This is a genomic window from Roseateles albus, assembly GCF_028595345.1.
Lineage (GTDB): Bacteria > Pseudomonadota > Gammaproteobacteria > Burkholderiales > Burkholderiaceae_C > Paucibacter_A > Paucibacter_A albus.
Map to the genome: position 1 here is coordinate 60,268 of NZ_JAQQXT010000010.1, position 17,892 is coordinate 78,159.

11 protein-coding genes are annotated in these 17,892 nt (G+C 63.2%); 2 read left to right on the top strand and 9 right to left on the bottom strand.

The window, feature by feature from the left end:
- Window positions 1-7 precede the first annotated feature (7 nt).
- Window positions 8-2,125, top strand: coding sequence for a putative bifunctional diguanylate cyclase/phosphodiesterase (locus tag PRZ03_RS16130; protein WP_273601297.1), 2,118 nt, complete (start codon window positions 8-10; stop codon window positions 2,123-2,125).
- On the opposite strand, the gene PRZ03_RS16135 is transcribed toward PRZ03_RS16130, so the two are convergent.
- The 7 genes from PRZ03_RS16135 to PRZ03_RS16165 form a co-directional block, all read right to left on the bottom strand.
- Window positions 2,122-2,511, bottom strand: a complete 390-nt coding sequence (locus PRZ03_RS16135) for a response regulator (RefSeq protein ID WP_273601298.1) — start codon at window positions 2,509-2,511, stop codon at window positions 2,122-2,124. The two genes, PRZ03_RS16130 and PRZ03_RS16135, sit on opposite strands and share 4 nt — an antisense overlap.
- Window positions 2,508-5,252, bottom strand: a complete 2,745-nt coding sequence (locus PRZ03_RS16140) for a PAS domain S-box protein (protein WP_273601299.1) — start codon at window positions 5,250-5,252, stop codon at window positions 2,508-2,510. The genes PRZ03_RS16135 and PRZ03_RS16140 overlap by 4 nt, the downstream gene beginning before the upstream one ends.
- On the bottom strand, window positions 5,249-7,564 hold the full coding sequence (locus tag PRZ03_RS16145) for a putative bifunctional diguanylate cyclase/phosphodiesterase (protein ID WP_273601300.1): 2,316 nt from the start codon (window positions 7,562-7,564) through the stop codon (window positions 5,249-5,251). The genes PRZ03_RS16140 and PRZ03_RS16145 overlap by 4 nt, the downstream gene beginning before the upstream one ends.
- Before the next feature lie 18 nt (window positions 7,565-7,582).
- Window positions 7,583-10,792 carry a CheR family methyltransferase gene (locus tag PRZ03_RS16150; protein ID WP_273601301.1) on the bottom strand — a complete coding sequence of 1,070 codons (3,210 nt, stop codon included), beginning with the start codon at window positions 10,790-10,792 and terminating at the stop codon, window positions 7,583-7,585.
- 150 nt (window positions 10,793-10,942) lie between these two features.
- Window positions 10,943-11,518, bottom strand: coding sequence for a DUF4337 domain-containing protein (locus PRZ03_RS16155; protein WP_263535205.1), 576 nt, complete (start codon window positions 11,516-11,518; stop codon window positions 10,943-10,945).
- A 23-nt stretch (window positions 11,519-11,541) separates the two neighbouring features.
- A complete protein-coding gene (locus PRZ03_RS16160; RefSeq protein ID WP_273601302.1) occupies window positions 11,542-12,045 on the bottom strand; it encodes a dihydrofolate reductase in 504 nt (167 codons plus the stop codon).
- The gene (locus tag PRZ03_RS16165; protein ID WP_263535203.1) at window positions 12,042-12,899 is read right to left on the bottom strand and encodes a thymidylate synthase; all 858 of its coding nucleotides are present in this window, start codon (window positions 12,897-12,899) and stop codon (window positions 12,042-12,044) included. The genes PRZ03_RS16160 and PRZ03_RS16165 overlap by 4 nt, the downstream gene beginning before the upstream one ends.
- A gap of 13 nt (window positions 12,900-12,912) precedes the next feature.
- On the opposite strand from PRZ03_RS16165, the gene PRZ03_RS16170 reads away from it, so the two are divergent.
- Window positions 12,913-13,332: an RT0821/Lpp0805 family surface protein gene (locus PRZ03_RS16170; protein ID WP_273601303.1), complete on the top strand. Its 420-nt coding sequence runs from the start codon at window positions 12,913-12,915 to the stop codon at window positions 13,330-13,332.
- Between the two features lie 25 nt (window positions 13,333-13,357).
- Here the strand turns inward: PRZ03_RS16170 and PRZ03_RS16175 are convergent, their stop codons facing one another.
- The gene (locus tag PRZ03_RS16175; RefSeq protein ID WP_273601304.1) at window positions 13,358-14,767 is read right to left on the bottom strand and encodes an efflux transporter outer membrane subunit; all 1,410 of its coding nucleotides are present in this window, start codon (window positions 14,765-14,767) and stop codon (window positions 13,358-13,360) included.
- Complete coding sequence (locus PRZ03_RS16180; protein WP_273601305.1) at window positions 14,764-17,892, bottom strand: multidrug efflux RND transporter permease subunit; 3,129 nt, start codon at window positions 17,890-17,892, stop codon at window positions 14,764-14,766. The genes PRZ03_RS16175 and PRZ03_RS16180 overlap by 4 nt, the downstream gene beginning before the upstream one ends.

Genomic DNA, 17,892 nt, shown 5'->3' on the forward strand with positions numbered 1-17,892 from the left:
AACCATCATGCAGAGCAGCGCACTCAAACCCCGGATCCTGGTCGTCGAAGACGAGGCCATCGTCGCGCGCGACTTGCTGCAGCAGCTCGACTTGCTGGGCTATCAGACGGTCGGCCACGTCACCCGCGGTGAGGACGCAGTCGAGCTGGCCGGCAGCGCCAAGCCGGATCTGGTGCTGATGGACATCCAGCTGGGCGAGGGCATGGACGGCGTTTGCGCTGCGCAAATCATTCGTGACCGCTTTGCGTTGCCGGTGGTGTTTTTGACCGCCTTTGCTGCCGACGAGACCTTGGCCCGGGCCAAGCTGACCGAGCCCTTCGGCTACATCCTGAAGCCTTTTTCCGAGCGTGAGCTGCGCACCGTGCTGGAGATGGCGCTGTACAAGCATGGCGCCGAAGCCCGCCTGCGTGCCTCGGCACTGCATAGCCAGACCATTCTGGACAATATGCTGGATGGGGTCGTCACCATCGACGCCTATGGCCAGATGCTGAGCTGCAATAGCGCCGCGTGCAAGTTGTTTGGCTATGCCGCCGAAGAATTGTTGGGCCGCAATGTCCGGCTGTTGATGCCCGAGCCGCATGCCGCCCAACATGACCGTTATCTGCAACATTACCGCGAGGGCGGCGAAAAACGCGTGATTGGCAAGGCGCGCGAGGTCGAGGCGCGCCACCGTGACGGCCATCTGCTGCCGATCAGCCTGCTGGTGTCTGAAATTGTCGGTGCTGAGCCGCGCAGCTATATCGGCCTGCTGCGCGACATCACGCCGAACCGCCAGCATATCGAAGAGCTGCACCGGCTTGCCTACTACGACAGTTTGACCGGCTTACCGAACCGGCGTTTGCTGACCGAGCGCCTGCAGCATGCGATGCAGGTGGCCGCCCGCAGCGGGCGCCATGGCGCGCTAATGCTCTTGGACCTGGATCATTTCAAACAGCTCAATGACACGCAGGGCCACGGCGTCGGCGACGAGTTGCTGCTGCAAGTGACCCAGCGGCTGCAGGACGTGGTCCATGCAGCCGCGCACGCGGGTGCTCATTTGGCCCCGGCACTCGACGTGCACCCGGAAGGTTTGATTGCACGCCTGGGCGGCGACGAGTTCGTGGTCTTGCTGGAGGGCTTGAGCAGCCTGGATCATGAAGCGGCGACCCAGGCCGAGTCGTTCGCGGGCAAGATCCTGGAGAGCTTGCGCGAACCCTATTTGCTGCGCGACAAGAGCTACCAGGGCACGCCCAGCATCGGTGTCGTCGTGCTGACGCAGGAGACCCATAGCAGTGACGAGTTACTCAAGCGGGCCGATGTGGCGATGTACCAGGCCAAGTCCGCCGGGCGCAACACCATGCGCTTTTTTGACCCCGCGCTGCAAGCCATCGCCAGTGCTTTCATCGCCTTCGAGCTTGACCTGCGCCACGGTCTGGAGCGCCAGGAGTTCGAGCTGCATTACCAGGTGCAGGTCAACTCGGTCGGCGCGGTCACCGGGGTAGAGGCCTTGCTGCGCTGGCGTCGCGGCGGCACGGAGATGGTGCCGCCTGTCCAGTTCATCCCGATTGCCGAAGCCAATGGCCTGATATTGCCGCTCGGCCAATGGGTGCTGGAGACGGCCTGCGCGCAGCTGGTCGCCTGGAGTCAGGACCCGCAGCGTGCGCACTGGACCATGGCCGTCAACGTCAGCGCGCTGCAGTTCGCGCAAATCGACTTTGTCGAACATGTCGGGCAGGCGCTGCAAAAGACCGGTGCCAAGCCAACGCAGCTGAAGCTGGAGTTGACCGAGAGCATGTTGGTCGACGATATCGAGGGCGTGGTCGCCAAGATGAAGGCCATCAAGGGCTATGGCGTGGCCTTCTCGCTGGATGACTTTGGCACCGGCTACTCCTCGCTGTCCATCCTCAAGCGCTTGCCGCTGCAACAACTCAAGATCGACCAGAGCTTTGTGCGCGACATCCTGGTCGACCCGAATGATGCGGTGATTGCCCGCACCATTGTGGCGCTGGCCCATAACCTTGACTTGCGGGTGATTGCCGAAGGGGTCGAATCGGCCGAGCAGCGCGACTTCCTGGCTGCGATTGGTTGCGATGCGTTTCAGGGTTATTTCTTCGGCCGGCCGGTGCCAGCCGCAGACCTGAATTAGGCTGACCCCGCAAAGGCATTCGTCAAGGCCTGCCGCAAGTCGTGCTCCTCGAAGGGCTTGACCAGAAAACCGGCCGGCTCACAAAGTTTGGCGCGCTGCAGGCTGTCCGGGCCGTCGAAGGCGCTCAAAAACAAGCTGCGCAAGGCGAAGCGCTGGCGAATCAGCTGTGCCGTGCTGATGCCGTCCATGGCGCCGTCCAGATGTACGTCCATCAAGACCAGTTCGGGCCGCGAATCGGCTGACAGTTCGGCCAGCATGTCTATCGCCTGCTCACCGCTGGCGGCCGGGCCCAGCGCGGTATAGCCCAGATCCCGCAGCTGCAGCATGATGTCGCGGGCGATGATCGCTTCATCTTCGACCACCAGTATTCGGCATGGCTGCTTCATGGCGGCATCACCAGCGCACTCGGCGCCACTGCCTTGAAGTCAATGCTGAACGCCACGCCTTGGCCCGGCTTCGAGCTGATGCTCAAAGCCCCCTTGACCTGGCGGCACAGGTCTCCCACCAATTGCAGGCCCAGCGAACTCTGGCGCCTGGCCTCGAAGTCGTCCGCCAGGCCGGGGCCGTTGTCGGCAAGCCGCAAGCGCCATAGCGAACTCGCGGCATCAACAGCCTGCAGACTGAGCTTGATCTCGCCCGCTCCCAATGGATGAGGCTGGGCAAACCCATGCTTGAGGCTGTTGGAGATCAACTCGTTGACCAGCAAGCCAAAGGCAGCGGCCTGGTCCATGCTCGTTGGCAAGGCTGACATGTCCAGCGTCAAGCGCACCCCTGCGAGGTCCAGCACCTGTGCGCGAAAGGCCTGGGTCGCCACTTGCCCCAGATAAGCACCCAGATCGACCGCAGCAAAAGTGCCCGAGCGGTAGAGCGTTTCATGCAGCTGTGCCATCGCCCTGATGCGGCCCTGCATCGCCTGCAGCACGGTCTTGGTGTCGGCCACCGCGCTGCGCCCCGCCTCCAGGCGCAAGAGGCTGGTGATGACCTGTAAATTGTTTTTGACCCGGTGATGCACTTCCTTGAGCAGCGCTTCCTTGTCCTTGAGCGTGCTCTGCAGCGCCGCGTCGGCTTGCCGGCGCAGCGTGACATCGCGGCTGACCCCGACAAAATGGGTCAACTGCCCTTGCTCGTCCTTGACCGGCGAGATCGTCAAGGCGTTCCAGAACGGTGTGCCGTCCTTGCGGTAATTGAGGATCTCGCCGGCATATTCGCTTTGGCTCAGGAAGGCCGTCTGGATGTCGGCGGCCGTTTGCGGGTCGGTGCCCGGGCCTTGCAGCATGCGCCCGCTGCGGCCCAGCAGCTCCGCCTCGCTATAACCGGTGATCGCCACAAAAGCCGCGTTGACCGCAACCATGCGCCCATCCGCGTCGCTGATCCGTATGCCGTCAGAAACAGAAGTTAGCGCCGCGTCATTGAGGCGCTGGCGAACCTGGCTGGCGCGCAGGGCACCGATGTCGGTGGCCATCACGAACACACCGCAAACCCGGCCGTCAATGCGGTGCGGCACCAATTGGGTCCAGAAACAGCCGACTTCGCCATTTCTCTTTTTGCGCCGACTCTCGAACTGCTGCGGCTCGCCGGCCAGTGCGGCGCGAAAAGCCGGTTCGAGCTGTGCATAGCGCTCCGGCCCGAGGACCTCCTGCACGCTTGTCTGCTGCACGCGCCCGAAGCCGAACCAATCCAAGGCCTGCTGGTTGGCGTAGCGGGTCACCAGTTCATGGTCCAGGTAGATCAGCATGCCGGGGAAGTTCTCGCCGATGGCTTGGCCGAACAACTCCCGCTCGCGCAGTGAGGCGGCGGCTGCTCGGCGCGCCGAAATATCGCGCAAGAACACCACGAAGCCGCCATCCTGCGAGTTTTGCAGGGTCACGCTGACCTCGACCGGCCATTCCGAGCCATCGCGCCGCCGGTGGATGGTCTCGAACTGGGCGCTGCCTTGGTCCAGCACCCGCTGAATGCGCGCGGCCGATTCGGCGTCGTCCGCCAAGATATCAAAATCTTGTGCCGGCCTGCCCAGCAACTGCTCGCGCGTGTAACCCGATAACTCGCAATAACGCTGGTTGACATCGAGCAGCCGGCATTGCCGGTCGACATGCCAATAGGCGTCCAGCGTCGCTTGCAAGATGCTGCGCAAGATCTGGTCGCTCCGGCGCAGCGCCTCTTCGGCCGCCAGGCGCTCGCTGATGTCGATATCCACGCAGAATAGCTCGCCTTCCTGACCTTCAGCCTGCATCAGTGCGCGGCTGGAGATTACCGCCACTCGGCTGCCATCCTTGCGCCGTAAAGTCAACTCGCCGCCGGGAATCGGCTGGCCGGTGGCGGCCATTTGCCGCATCGCTTCGGTCACCGTGTCGTGCATCTCGGGCGGGATGATCAGATCAAGCAGATTGCGCCCCAAGGCCTCCTCGGCGCTGTAGCCGTAGAGCCTCTCCGAGGCTGGGCTCCAGTAGCTCACACGCCCGTCCATGCGGTAGCCCTGCACCGCCACGGTGGTGATGCTGCGCAGCGCTTGGTGAAAACGGAATTTGCTTTCTTGCAGGGCCAGCTCGGCCTGGCGCCGCTCGCTGATGTCGGTGATCGCGACCCGCAGCTTGTCGCCGGGCAAGCCGTGTGCCGGCCCGGCGCAATGCAGGCTCACCGCAAGCGGGCGGCCGTCGCCGCGCCGCAAGCCCAGCTCGAAATTGGTCTGCGACTCGATGGCCTGCGGACTGTTGCGCAGGCGAATAGTCAACTCCCGCCAACGCGGACGGTCTTGATCAATGACCAGATGGGTGAAACTTCTGCCCAATAGCCGTTTGCGCTCCTGGCCTAGCAGTTTGATCGCGCACAGGTTGATCTGCTCGATCAAGCCGTCTGCGTCCAGCGTCAAATAGCCGATCGGCGCGAACTCATACAACTCGACATAACGGTCGCGCGATTCTTCCAACTCTTGGCGTGCCGCCCGCAGCTGCTCGTTCTGCATCTCCAGTTCGAGTTGGTGTACATGCAACTCGTGCAGCAGGCGGCGCTGTTGCTCGAGCAGCGGCTGACTGTGCTCAAGGGCCCCCGCATCCGAGCCAGGCTCAGGTACAGGTCCGGGCACAGCGATGCTCGGCGACGATGCTTGGGCTTGCGAATGCTGGTCCTTCATGCTGTCGCTGCGGGCTGCGCCTTTTTATCCAGATAGTCTTGCAAGGCATCGATGGGCAGTGGGCGGCTGAACAAAAAACCTTGGCATTCGGCGCAACCCTGGGTGCCCAGAAAATCGCGCTGCGCCTCGGTTTCCACGCCCTCGGCAATCACCCTCATATTAAGGCCTAAACCCATGGTGATGATGGCGCGTGCAATGGTTTCATCCTTGGCCAGGCCGGGCAGTTTGGCGACAAAGGATTTGTCGATCTTGAGTTGATCCAGCGGCAGCTGGGCCAAGTAGCTTAGGGATGCGTGGCCGGTGCCAAAGTCATCCATCGAAAATTGCAGGCCCAAGACCTTCAAGGCCAGCATGGTGTCTATGGTGTTGCTGATGTCATCCAGCACCAGGCTCTCGGTCAGCTCCAGTTTCAGCAGCTCCGGGCGGCACTCGCTGGCCGCCAGCAGCGCGACGATCTGCGCCACAAAGTCGGGCTGCCTGAACTGCCTGGCGCTGACATTGACCGCGATTGGCAGGCCGGCGCTGTGCGGGTCGGCTTCCCATTGTTTGAGCTGGGCACAGGCGGTCTGCAAGACCCACAAGCCAATGGGCAGGATCAGGCCACTGTCTTCGGCCAGTCCGATGAAATCATCCGGCAGCAAGAGGCCCAGACGCGGATGCTGCCAGCGCAACAAGGCCTCCACGCCTATCATGCGCCGCGTCGCGTCGACCTGCGGCTGGTAGTACAGCCGCCACTGTCCCAGCTCGGTTGCCAGCCGCAACTCGCTCAGCAAGCGCATGCGCTGGTCCTGCGCCAACTGCATGGCGGGGTCGAAAAACCGCATTCGGTCACGGCCCGTGCCCTTGGCCTCATAAAGCGCCAAATCGGCATGCTTGAGCAGCTCGGCCACGCTGTCGGGCGCGCGAAACAGCGCCGCTCCTATGCTGGCCTTGCAAGGGTATTCAAAACCCATGAGATCAAAGGGCGGCGCCAGCAATTCACGCAAGGAATTGCCGATCTGAGCGGCCGCCTTAGCCGCCAACTCTTGCGTGGCGCCCAGCTCCAGCACCAGCAGCACAAACTCATCGCCACCCTGGCGTGACACCGTGTCCTGATGGCGCAAGGCCTCGCGCAGCCTGTGCGCCACCTGCGTCAAGAGCAGGTCACCCATATCGTGGCCATGCGAGTCGTTCAGCTCTTTGAATTTATCCAGGTCGATGAAGAACAGCGCACCATACTGGCCGCTGCTCTCACTGGCCGCCAGTGCCTGCTCCAGTCTCATATGCAGCAAGCGCCGATTCGGCAACTGAGTCAGGCTGTCGTGAAACGCCAATCTGTGGATCTCGGCAGCATCCCGTTTAGCGGCGCTGATGTCGCGCGAGATTCCGACCCAATGGGTCAGCATGCCTTGTTCATCCAGCAGCGGCGAGATGGTCAGCTCGCTCCAGAAAGCTTGGCCATCCTTGCGGTAATTGAGTATTTCACCGGCAAATTGGCGCCGCTCACGCAGCGCCGTACGGATGGCCTTTACCGTGACGGGGTCGCTGCCCGGGCCTTGCATAAAGCTTGGTTTGCGGCCGATGGCTTCGGCGGCGCTATAGCCGGTGATGGCCTCGAAGCCGGCGTTGACCGAGGTCAGCAGACCTTCGGGGCTGGTGATATGTACTCCCTCGCTGATGGCGCCGAGTGCGGCATCGCTCAGGCGCAGCCGGGCCTCGCTGGCGCGCAGTGCCGACACATCGCTGATCAACAGGCGAAATCCACTGGCCCCAGCCCCGGCTTGGGCAGCGGCGCCCGGCTGCATCCTTGGGCTGCATTCCAGATGGGCCAAAAACTCGCTGCCGTCGCTGCGCCGCAACAGCAACTCGATCTGCTCAAGCGGCTCGGACCGTGGCTGAGCGCCTGCCTGGCTCAAGCGCAGGCACAGCTGGCGCCAGGCCTTTTGCTGCGTCGCCGCCACCCAGCCGACGAAGTTGCGCCCCAGCAGCTGTGCGCGCTCCTGCCCGAGCAGCTTGACCGCTGTCAGATTGGCCTGCTCGATTTGCTCGTTCGGCCCCAGCAAGAGGTAGCCAGACGGGGCGAATTCATACAGCTCGGCAAATTGGTCGCGTGAGTTCTGCAGCTCCCACTGCGCCTCGCGCAAGGCCTCGTTCTGCATCTCCAGGTCGATTTTGTACTCCTCCAGCTCATGCAAGAGCTGGCTGCTGTCGAGCTGGGGCGCGGGCGAGGCACTCTGCTGGCCGGTCGCAGCCCAAGCCGCCTCGGCCACCGCGCGCAGCGCGCTGTGGCCGGAGTCCCCGTCTGGATCTGGGCTTGGGGCGGCGGGCTGCATCAGGGTTGGTAAATAAAGTCAGCCGGCGGCCATCGTCTCGATGGCGACCATCGCCAGCAAGATCAGCTCGGTGTCACCGGCCGAGGTGACGATGCGGCGCGCATTCAAAACCATGCGGCGCGGCCCGAGACCGGGGAAGTCGTGCTTGACCTCATAGCCGTCCAGCGTGCGGTTCTTGGGCAAGATGTTTTCCAGCAAATCGCGCAGCGCAGGGATCGCCCATTGGCCATTGCCAAGCTCGAAGAGCTTGCGCCCGACCGTGTCGGCGGCCTCGACCTTGAAATACGCGTAAAAGCTGCGGCTGGCCGACACCACTTGCAGCGCCGCGTCCAGCACCAGCAGCGGCTCGCTGACGGTGTTGACAATGCCTTCGGCCAGCTCGCGCGCCAATTGCACGCTCAGCTGCAGCGTTAGTTGAGTGGCCGCTTGCTTGGCTGCAGTCAGCTCGACGGCAGCCTGGGCTGCGGCCATATGGGCGCGCTTGAATTCGCTCACATCGGTGAAGGTCAGCACCACACCCTCGATCACATTGTCCAGCGTGCGGTAGGGCTGGATACGACTCAGGTGCCAGGTGCCATCGGCGGTGCTGACTTCGCGCTCGATCGGTATCAGGCTGTCCAGCACGCTTTGCAGGTCGGCCTGCATGGCTTGGTGCTGGGCGGCATCGAGATTGCAAGTGATGTCGCTCAAAGGGCGGCCCACATCGCTGGGGATCAGGCGGTAGATCTTTAGCGTGGCCGGCGTGAAGCGGCGAATGCACAAGCTGTGATCGAGGAAGAGGGTGCCGGAGCCTATGCTGTCCAGCAGATTCTTCATATCGTTTTGCACGCTGGTCAGCTGCTCGATGCGGCTGTTCAGCTCGGCGTTGACGGTGATGGTTTCCTCGTTGAGCGACTGCAACTCCTCCTTGGAGGTTTCCAGCTCCTCATTGGAGGATTGCAGCTCTTCGTTGGTGGACTGCAGCTCCTCATTGGTGGATTTGAGTTCCTCGTTGAAGGCCTGCTGCTCCTCATGGGTGGTTTGCAGCGTCTCGTTGGCGTAGTTGAGCTTTAACTCCAGCTCCTTGATGCGCGCCTGTTCGACGCTGCCGTCGCATGCCACGCTGAGCGTGCTCGGCTCGGGCGCCTCGGGCGCTTCCTCGAAGCTGACCAGCAGCATCGCCGGCTGGTTGGCCAGTCGGGGCAGTGCACGCACGCTGAAGCGAACCGGCGAAAAACCGCCATTGGTCTTGACCATGGCCAGCTCGCTGGGCCAGGACAGCGCGCCCTGCGGCAAGCCTGTTCCACCAGCAAGCCCACTCGCCGCACCTGCAGCGCCCGCTGCCGCCTGCAAGAGGGCCGTGCGCAAGCCACCTTGCAGGCCCTCGCGCGCCATCTGCAGCACATTGAAGCTGGCCGGGCCGGGGGCCGGGCGCAGGTAGCGGCCGGTGTCGCCGTGGATGTAGAGGATGTTGCCGTCACTGTCGGTGGTGACCGAGGCAGGTGCAAAGGCCTGCAAGAGCGAGCGGTTGCTGATGTCGGCAATCTGGGCGCTCAACTTGCCGGTGCTTGTGGCTAGGGTTTCTTTCGGATTCAAATCGCCTCCTGTGATGCCGGCTTGCGGGGGCGCGGCAAGCATAGAGATAGGGCCTATGGGCACACGCCCGTGCTCGCGCTGCGCGCGCCCGTCATGCCGGGCTTGGTAGAACTTCCATTTGCGATCAAGCGGCGAAAACAGCTCGGGCTGATTGGTGATGCTCTCCGAGGTGGACAAGAACAACAAACCATTGGGCCGCAGCGCGTAATGAAAGGTGTTGATCAGCCGCTGCTGCAACTCGGGTTCCAGGTAGATCATCAGATTGCGGCAGCTCAGCAGATCCAGCCGGGTGAAGGGCGGGTCCTTGATGACGTTTTGCACCGCAAACACGACCGAGTCGCGAATTTCTTTTTTGACCTTGTAGCTGCCATCAGCCTCCTTGGTGAAGAAACGGCGCAGGCGCTCGGGCGACACGTCCAGCGCGATGCTGCTGGGGTAGCGGCCGGCTCGTGCCACAGCGATCGCCTCATCATCCAGATCGGTGGCGTAGATCTGCAGGGTCAGGCCTTGCGCGTTGCTGGACAAGAGCTCGCTTTGCAGCTCATGCATGATCATGGCGATGGAATAGGCTTCTTCGCCGGTGGAGCAGCCGGCCACCCAGACCCGGAAGACGCTGTGCGCCGGCTTGCCCTCCAGCAGCGGCGGCAGCAGGGTCTGCTTGAGCATCACAAAGGCCTCAGGGTCGCGGAAGAAGCTGGTCACATTGATCAGCAACTCGCGGAACAAGAGCTGTGCCTCGCCCGGGTTTTCCTTCAGGTAGCGCGCATAGACGAGGTCGTCGTCGATTTGATGCAAGGTCATGCGGCGCTGGATGCGCCGGCCTATGGTGCTCTTTTTGTAGAGCGAAAAATCATGTCCCGTGCTGGCGCGCAACTGCAGCAAGATCTTGTTGAGCGCGTTGAGCGTTCTGACCGGCACTGTCGCCGCCAGCGCCGTCAGCCGGGGCGCGGCAGCAATTTGCTTGAGCAAGCGCATCAACTGGGCCGGCATTTGCTCTGGCAGCAAGACCTGCTTCGCTACCCCGGCCTTGATCGCACTTTGCGGCATACCGTCATAGCGCGCGCTGCCGGGGTCTTGCACCAGGCTGGTGCCGCCGACGTCGAGGATGGCGGCCAGCCCCTGCGTGCCGTCACTGGCGGTACCCGACAAGACGATGCCTATGGCGCGCCCGCGCTGATCAGCCGCCAGCGAACGCATGAAACCGTCGATCGGCATGCGCTTGCCGCGCGCCACCTCCGGCAGCGTCAGCTGCAACTCGCCGCCCAGGATGGCCATATCGCGGTTGGGCGGAATGATGTAGACGTGATTGGCCGCAACAAAGGTTTCGTCCAGCGCCTGCAGCACCGGCATGGCGGTGCTGCGCTGCAGGATCTCGACCAGCAAGCTCTCGTGGTCGGGGTCCAGATGCGGCACCAGCACAAAGCCCAGGCCGGTGTCGCCCGGGCAGGCCTTGAAAAAGGCCTCGAAGGCCTCCAGGCCGCCGGCTGAGGCGCCAATGCCCACGATGGCCAGCGCAGGCCTGGCATCGGCCGCCGCGCTGCTTGGCAGGGACACAGCCACCGGAGCGCCCATAGCGGCCAAAGCAGGTGCTGCCGGAGCCGCTGGGACTGCGTTCTCGGCCTTGGTCTGGGTGGATTTGTGGTCGGAAGTCATGGAAAGAGCGGGGGGTCAGCGAACAGTATGAGTCTGTCGGCAAGACTTCTCCATCCCCTTGCCTCAACTCAAGGGTAAATACCGACCGATTTAGATGCGCCGCTCAAATCAGGCACTAGCAACTAGGCTTGTGCCCTGAGTCAGCGCTGCTCAAATATGCAGCCAGGCCAGGGCGCCCAGCACAATGCCCGCCGTGCCCAGCACCAGGGTGACGGCCGTCATCCAGCGGTTTTTGGTCAGCAGCGCAATCGCGGCCATCGCGATCGAGACCTGCAAGACCGTCGTGGCCTGCGCCCAACGGTGATGCAAATGGATTTGCTCATCGCTTTGATGGTTCCAGTCGCTGGACTCAGCCTCCAACTTCTCGGCCTTGTCCTTGATCTCGGCCTTTTCTTTCTTGTAGCGTTCGATGTCTTCGCGGTAGCGGGCTTTTTTGTCCTCGCCGACGATCTCTACCGCCAACTCGGCCAGATTCTGCTTGCTGCTCTTGGCCTGGTAGAAGGCCCATTGGTTGGCGGCCTCGGTCTTCTTGATCGCGGCCTCGTTTTTGTAAAGCCCGGCATTGGCCTGGGTCGCCCCGCCCATATAGGAGAAGCTGGCACCGATGGTGGCCAAGATGGCGGTCACGACCGCCAGTTTGCCGGCCATGCCCTTGGGTTCATGCTGGGCCGCATGTTCGACCTCATGGTCATGCGGGCCGTGAACGTGAAAGCCGTGTCCTGACATAGCGTGTTCCCTCTTTTTTTGAATCAGATGTGTTTTTGATAGCTGACGAAGTCGTAGCGCAAACCGTCCGGGCTCTGGCCTGGCTCGCGTGCCACTTCGCTGAAGGTCGCTTTGTCCCAGAGCGGGAAGAAGCTGTCCGCATCCGGATAGGCCTGTCCCACCTCGGTCAGCTCCAGCCGGTCCGCCAGCGGCAGGGCCAGCGCATAGATCTCGGCGCCGCCGATGACGAACACGCGCTCTTGGCCCGCACAGGCGGCCAGGGCAGCGTCCAAGCTTGTGCAGACTTCGGCACCGTCAAGTGCTGCGTCTAGCTTGCGCGTCAGCACCAAATTGCGCCTGGCGGGCAGCGGCCTGAACTTGGCCGGCAACGAGTCCCAGGTTTTGCGCCCCATGATGACGGCGTGGCCCAGTGTCAGCGCCTTGAAGCGGGCCAGATCGGCCGGCAAACGCCAAAGCAACTCATTGCCCCGGCCGATCGCGCCGTCTTGGGCCACGCCTGCGATCAAGCTGATTTCCGGCCGCCTCATACCGCCACCGCGCCCTTGATGGCGGGGTGCGGGTCGTAGCCGCTCAGCTCGAAGTCATCGAATTCGTAGTCGAAGATCGAGGCCGGCCGGCGCTTGATCGTCATAGTCGGATAAGCGCGCGGCTCGCGGGCGAGCTGCGTCTGCACCTGCTCGAAATGGTTGCTGTAGATATGGCAGTCGCCGCCGGTCCAGATGAAATCGCCCAGGGCCAGATCGCATTGCTGCGCCAGCATTTGGGTCAAGAGGGCATAACTGGCGATATTGAAGGGCACGCCCAGAAAGATATCAGCGCTGCGCTGGTAAAGCTGGCAGGACAGCTTGCCGTCGGCGACATAGAACTGGAAGAAGGCGTGGCAAGGCATCAGCGCCATCTGATCCAGGTCAGCCACATTCCAGGCGCTGACGATGATGCGGCGCGAATCGGGGTTGGTCTTGAGCTGTTTGACGACTTCGGCGATCTGGTCGATGTGGCCACAAGGATCGTCAGGAGTGGGCTTGGGCCAGTTGCGCCACTGCACGCCGTAGACGGGCCCAAGGTCGCCGTCCTCGCGGGCCCATTCGTTCCAGATCGTGCAGCCGCGCTCTTGCAGCCATTTCACGTTGGAGTCACCGCGCAAAAACCACAACAGCTCCAGAATGATGGACTTCAGGTGGACTTTCTTGGTCGTCACCAGCGGGAAGCCTTCGTTCAGGTCAAAGCGCAGCTGCTGGCCAAACACGCTGCGCGTGCCGGTGCCGGTGCGGTCGGTCTTGGCCGCACCATGCTTGAAGACATGGCGCATGAAGTCCTCGTACTGGCTGCGGACCGGGCGCGCTGAATGGCTGAGGATGGGGCTGGAGCTTGGGCTGTTCATGGGGGCGAATTCTATGGGATGCAGTATTCTGTCGGGCAGTCCCACAGCCAGCACAGGTGTCATCATCAAAGCCTTACTTCTACTTCTGAGCCTAACGGCGGTTTTCATTGCACCAGCGCAGGCCAATAGCAATCTGCGCGCCATGAACAACTCGGCCTTTTCCCGCTTCAGCGCGGCCGATCAGGCGTTGATGCGGGCGCAGATCGACAAGGCGGTGGTAGCCGAGACCGAAGGGCAGAGCTTTGAGTGGAAGAGCGACAAGAGCCGTGCCAAGGGCGTCGTCACGCCCTTGGCGCGCGGCAGGTTCCGCGATATGGACTGCCGCAATCTGCGCATCCAAAACAGCTGGGGCAACCAGCGCGACGAGGGCGTGTTCCGCTTTTGCAAGCAGCCCAGCGGGCAATGGGGCTTGACCGGGCCGGTTCAGGAGTGAACCGGCGCTGGTTTCTGGGCGCGGCTTAGCCCTGTGGCGTCCAGCCGCCGCCCAAGGCCCGGTACAGCTCGATCACCGCTGCATAGGCGCCGCTGGTCAGCTGGGTCAGCTGCAGCTCGGCGTCGAACAACTGGCGCTGCGAGTCCAGCACCTCGAAGTAACTCGATATACCGTTGACGTAGCGCAGGTCCACCAGGCGCAGCCGCTCCTGGCTGGCTTTCACGATGGTTTGCATGGCGGCCTGCTGCTCGCGCAGGCGTTGAAAGCGCACCAAAGCGTCTTCAACTTCGCGCAAAGCGCCTTGCGTGGTGCGTGCGTAGTCCTCGGTCGCAATCCGCTGCTGAGCCTCGGCTGCCTGCAAATTGCTGCTCAGCCGCCCGCCGGTGAATAGCGGCAGGGTGACGGCGGGCGAGATGGTGTAAGCCTGCCGGTCGCCATCAATCAGCTGACTCAGCTGCGGGCTGATAAAGCCCAAAAAGCCAGTCAGCGAGATGCTGGGCAGGAAGGCCTTGCGCGCAGCCTCCACATTGGCCTGCGTGGCAGCCAGGCTCAGTTCGGCGGCGCGCACATCGGGGCGGCGTGTCAGCAAATCGGACGGAATGCCGGCCGGCAGCGCCTGCGGCAATTCATGCCGCTCCAGCGGCTTGCTGACCCGCAAGGGGCCGGGGTTGCGCCCGGCGAGCTGCGACAAGGCGTTCTCTTGCAAACCGCGCTTTTGCTGCAGCTGGGCATAGGCAGCCTGCGCCTGGGCCAGCGAGGTTTCGGCCTGTGTCACATCGACCTTGGAGACCACGCCGGCATTGAAGCGCAGTGTGACGATGCGCAGCGACTCGACGCGCGAGACCCGGGTGCGCTCGGCGATCAGCAGCGACTGGTCGTATTCCAGCAAGTTCAGCCAGCCGGCCGCTACCTGAGACACCAGTCCGACCTCTACGAAATGCCGCAGCGCCTCACTGGCGCGCACATTGTTCAAGGCCGCGTCTGACAGCGAAGCAATACGGCCCCACAAATCGATTTCCCAAGCCGGCATCGCCAGGCCCAAGCGGTAGCTGCTGGATGTCAGGTTCTCGGTCGCACTCAGGCCGCTGGGCGCTTGACTGCGGGTGGCGCTGGCGTCTGCGCCCAGGTTGGGCAGGCCAGCAGAACGTTGCAGGCCGTATTGCGCGCGCGCCAGCTCGACGCGCTGGGCGGCGATGCGGATATCGCGGTTATTGCTCAGTGCCTCCTTGATCAAGGCTTCCAACTCGGCATCCTTAAACAGGCTACCGAACGGCCGCTCGGCCAGGCTGCTGGCGGCGTTGGTCGGGGTGTTCCATTGGCCGGGCATTTGCACCGGCTGGGGCGCGTAGCCGGCGAGCTCAGCGGTGGGCGCGGCGCAGGCGCTGCAGAGCAGGGCGGCGGCCAGGGCGAGCCCGTTCAGACGATGGGGTCTCATGGCTGCACCTCCGCAGCTTGCTCGGGCCCAGGCTTGGGCTTTGTTTCAGTCTTGGGCTTGAACAGACTCATCATCGCCACATAGAACAGCGGTGTGAAAAACACCCCCACCAGCGTGGCGGCCAGCATGCCGCCCAAGATGCCGGTACCGACCGAATGCTGCGTGGCAGCACCCGCGCCCGAGGCCTTGACCAGGGGCAGCACGCCCAGGATAAAGGCCAGCGAGGTCATCACAATCGGGCGCAGGCGCTGGCGGCCGGCTTCGACGGCTGCGTCCATCACCGACATGCCGGCTTCATATTGCTGCTTGGCAAATTCGACGATCAGAATGCCGTTCTTGCCCGCCAGACCGACCAGCGTGATCAAACTGACCTGGAAGAACACATCATTGGGCGAGCCGCGCAGCAGCAGGGCCAGCAGCGCGCCCAGAATAGCGATAGGCACGATCAGGAACACCGCAACGGGCAGCGACCAGCTCTCATAAAGTGCGGCCAGGAACAGGAACACAAAGACCAGTGAGAGCGCAAAAATGCCGGCCGACTGCGAGCCGCCGACGCGCTCCTGCAAGGATTGCCCCGACCACTCGAAAGCCACGCCCTCGGGCAGATGCTGGGCGGCCAGCTCTTCCATCGCGTCCAGTGCCTCGCCCGAGCTGCGGCCGGGTGCGGGCCCGCCGTTGATTTGAATCGAGGGGTAGCCGTTGTAGCGCGTCAAGGCGATAGGCGCGGAGCGCCACTCGGTGCGCATCAGCGCCGCCAAGGGCACCAACTCGCCAGAGGCGTTGCGCAGTTGGAAGCGCTCCAGCGCGGCCGGGTCCGAACGGAAAGCCTGCTCGGCCTGCATCTTGACCTTCAGATTGGTACCAAAGGCGGTGAACTGGTTGATGAAGTTGGAGCCCATCAAGGTGCCCACCGTCGCGTACAGGTCAGGCACCGACACGCCCAGCGACTTGGCCTTGTTGCGGTCCACATCGAGGAACAGCGTCTGCACATCGGGTGCGGCGACGCTGCGGGTGCCGACCAGGCGCTCGTCTTTGGCGGCTGCGGCGACCAAGGCCTGCGTGGCTGCATTGAGCTTGGCACGGTCGCCGTCGAGCGAGATCAGGCGCAAGTCAAAACCGGCCACATTGCCCATGCCCGAGATCGGCGGCTCATTCAAGGCGAACACGCGCGCCTCGGTAATGGTCGAGAACTTGCGGTTCAGACGCTTGAGCAAGCCGGCCACCTGCGTCTCCGGCGTGTTGCGCTCGGCCCAGGGCTTGAGCGTGACGAAGATGAAAGCCTGGTTGGCATAGCGGTAGAAGATCGAGAAACCCAGAATCGCGGTGGCGTCCTGGACCGAGTCTTCGCTCGCCAGAATCTTCTCGGCCTTGATCAAGGCCTCGCGGGTGCGCTCGGGCGAGGCGCCGGCCGGGAGGTCAACCGCCACATAGATCGAGCCCTTGTCTTCCTCGGGCACAAAGCCGCCGGGAATCGCACCGAACAAGAACACCACGCCGGCGATCATGCCGCCGTAGAGGCCCCAGGCCAGCAGCTTGCGGGCCAGCAGCAGCTTGACACCCTTGACATAGCCGCCGGTGACGCGCTCGAAAAAGCGGTCGAAGACCTGGATCGGCTTGAGCTTGGTCATGCCGGGCTTGAGGATCAGTGCGCACAAGGCCGGCGTTAGCGTCAGCGCGGTGATGGCCGACAGCAGGGTGGCGAAGGTGATGGTGATAGCGAACTGCTTGTAGAGCGTGCCGGTGACGCCGCCCAGAAAAGCGATCGGCACAAACACCGCACAGATCACCGCCGTCACGCCGACGATGGCGCCGCCAATGCCTTGCATGGCCTTGATGGCCGCGCTGGTGGCGTCAAGATGCTCGTCATGCATGATCTTCTCGACCGCCTCGACGACGACGATGGCGTCGTCCACGACGATGCCGATCGCCAGCACCAGGCCGAACAGCGTCAGCATATTGATCGAGAAGCCGGCGAGCAGCAGGCCGGCCATGGTGCCGACGATGGAGACCGGAATCGCCAGCAGCGGGATGATAGTGGCGCGCATGCTGCCCAAGAACAGATAGACCACCACCAGCACCAGGATGAAGGCCTCGATAAAGGTATGCACCACCAGCTCCACCGAGGCGGTGACGAATTTGGTCGTGTCGTAGCTGACCGACCATTTGATTTCGCGTGGGAAGGAGGCCGTCAGCTGATCCATCTTTACCCTTAAGGCCTTGGACAGTTCCAGCGCATTGCCGCCCGGGCTCAGATACACGCCGATGGCGACGGCCGGCTTGCCGTTCAGGCGCGACTCGAACAGATAGTCGTCCGCTCCCAGCTCAACCCGGGCGATGTCGCGCACGCGCACCACCGAGCCATCGGCCTGCGCACGGATGACGATGTTCTTGAACTGCTCGACATCGGTCAGACCGCCGGCTGTTTGAACCGGGAAGGTCAGGGTTTGGCCGCTGTCGGCGGGCGACTGCCCGATCTCGCCGACGGCGAAGTTCTGGTTTTGCTCGCGCACCGCATTGCCGACATCGGCGGCGGTCAGGCGGTATTTGGAGAGCCGGTCCGGGTCCAGCCACAAGCGCATCGCATAGGGCGCGGCAAACAGCGTCACATCGCCGGCGCCGGGCAGGCGCTTGAGCTCATTGATGACCTGGCTATTGGCCAGATTGGCGATATAGGTGCGATCAAAGCGCGGGTCATCCGACTGCATCACGATCACTTGCAGGATCTGCGGATTGGTCTTGTCCACCCGCAGGCCATTGCGCAAGACTTCTTGCGGCAGCAGCGACTCGACCCGCTTGGCGCGGTTGTTCACTTCCACCGCCGCCAGGTCCAGATCGGTGCCGGGCTGGAAGAAGATCTGCAGCTGCATCGAGCCGCTGGCCGAGCTGGTGCTCTGCATATAGAGCAGGCCGCTGATGCCGTTCATCTCGCGCTCCAGCGGCGCGGCGACCGTCGTTTCCAGGGTCTCTGGGCTGGCGCCGGGGTAGACGGCGGTGATTTGCACCTGGGGAGGTGCGACGTTAGGGTATTGCTCCACCGCAAGCTGGGTGCTGGCCAGAATGCCGATCAGCATGAACAGCAAGGCGATGACGGTCGCCATGACCGGGCGCTTGACAAAAAATCCCAT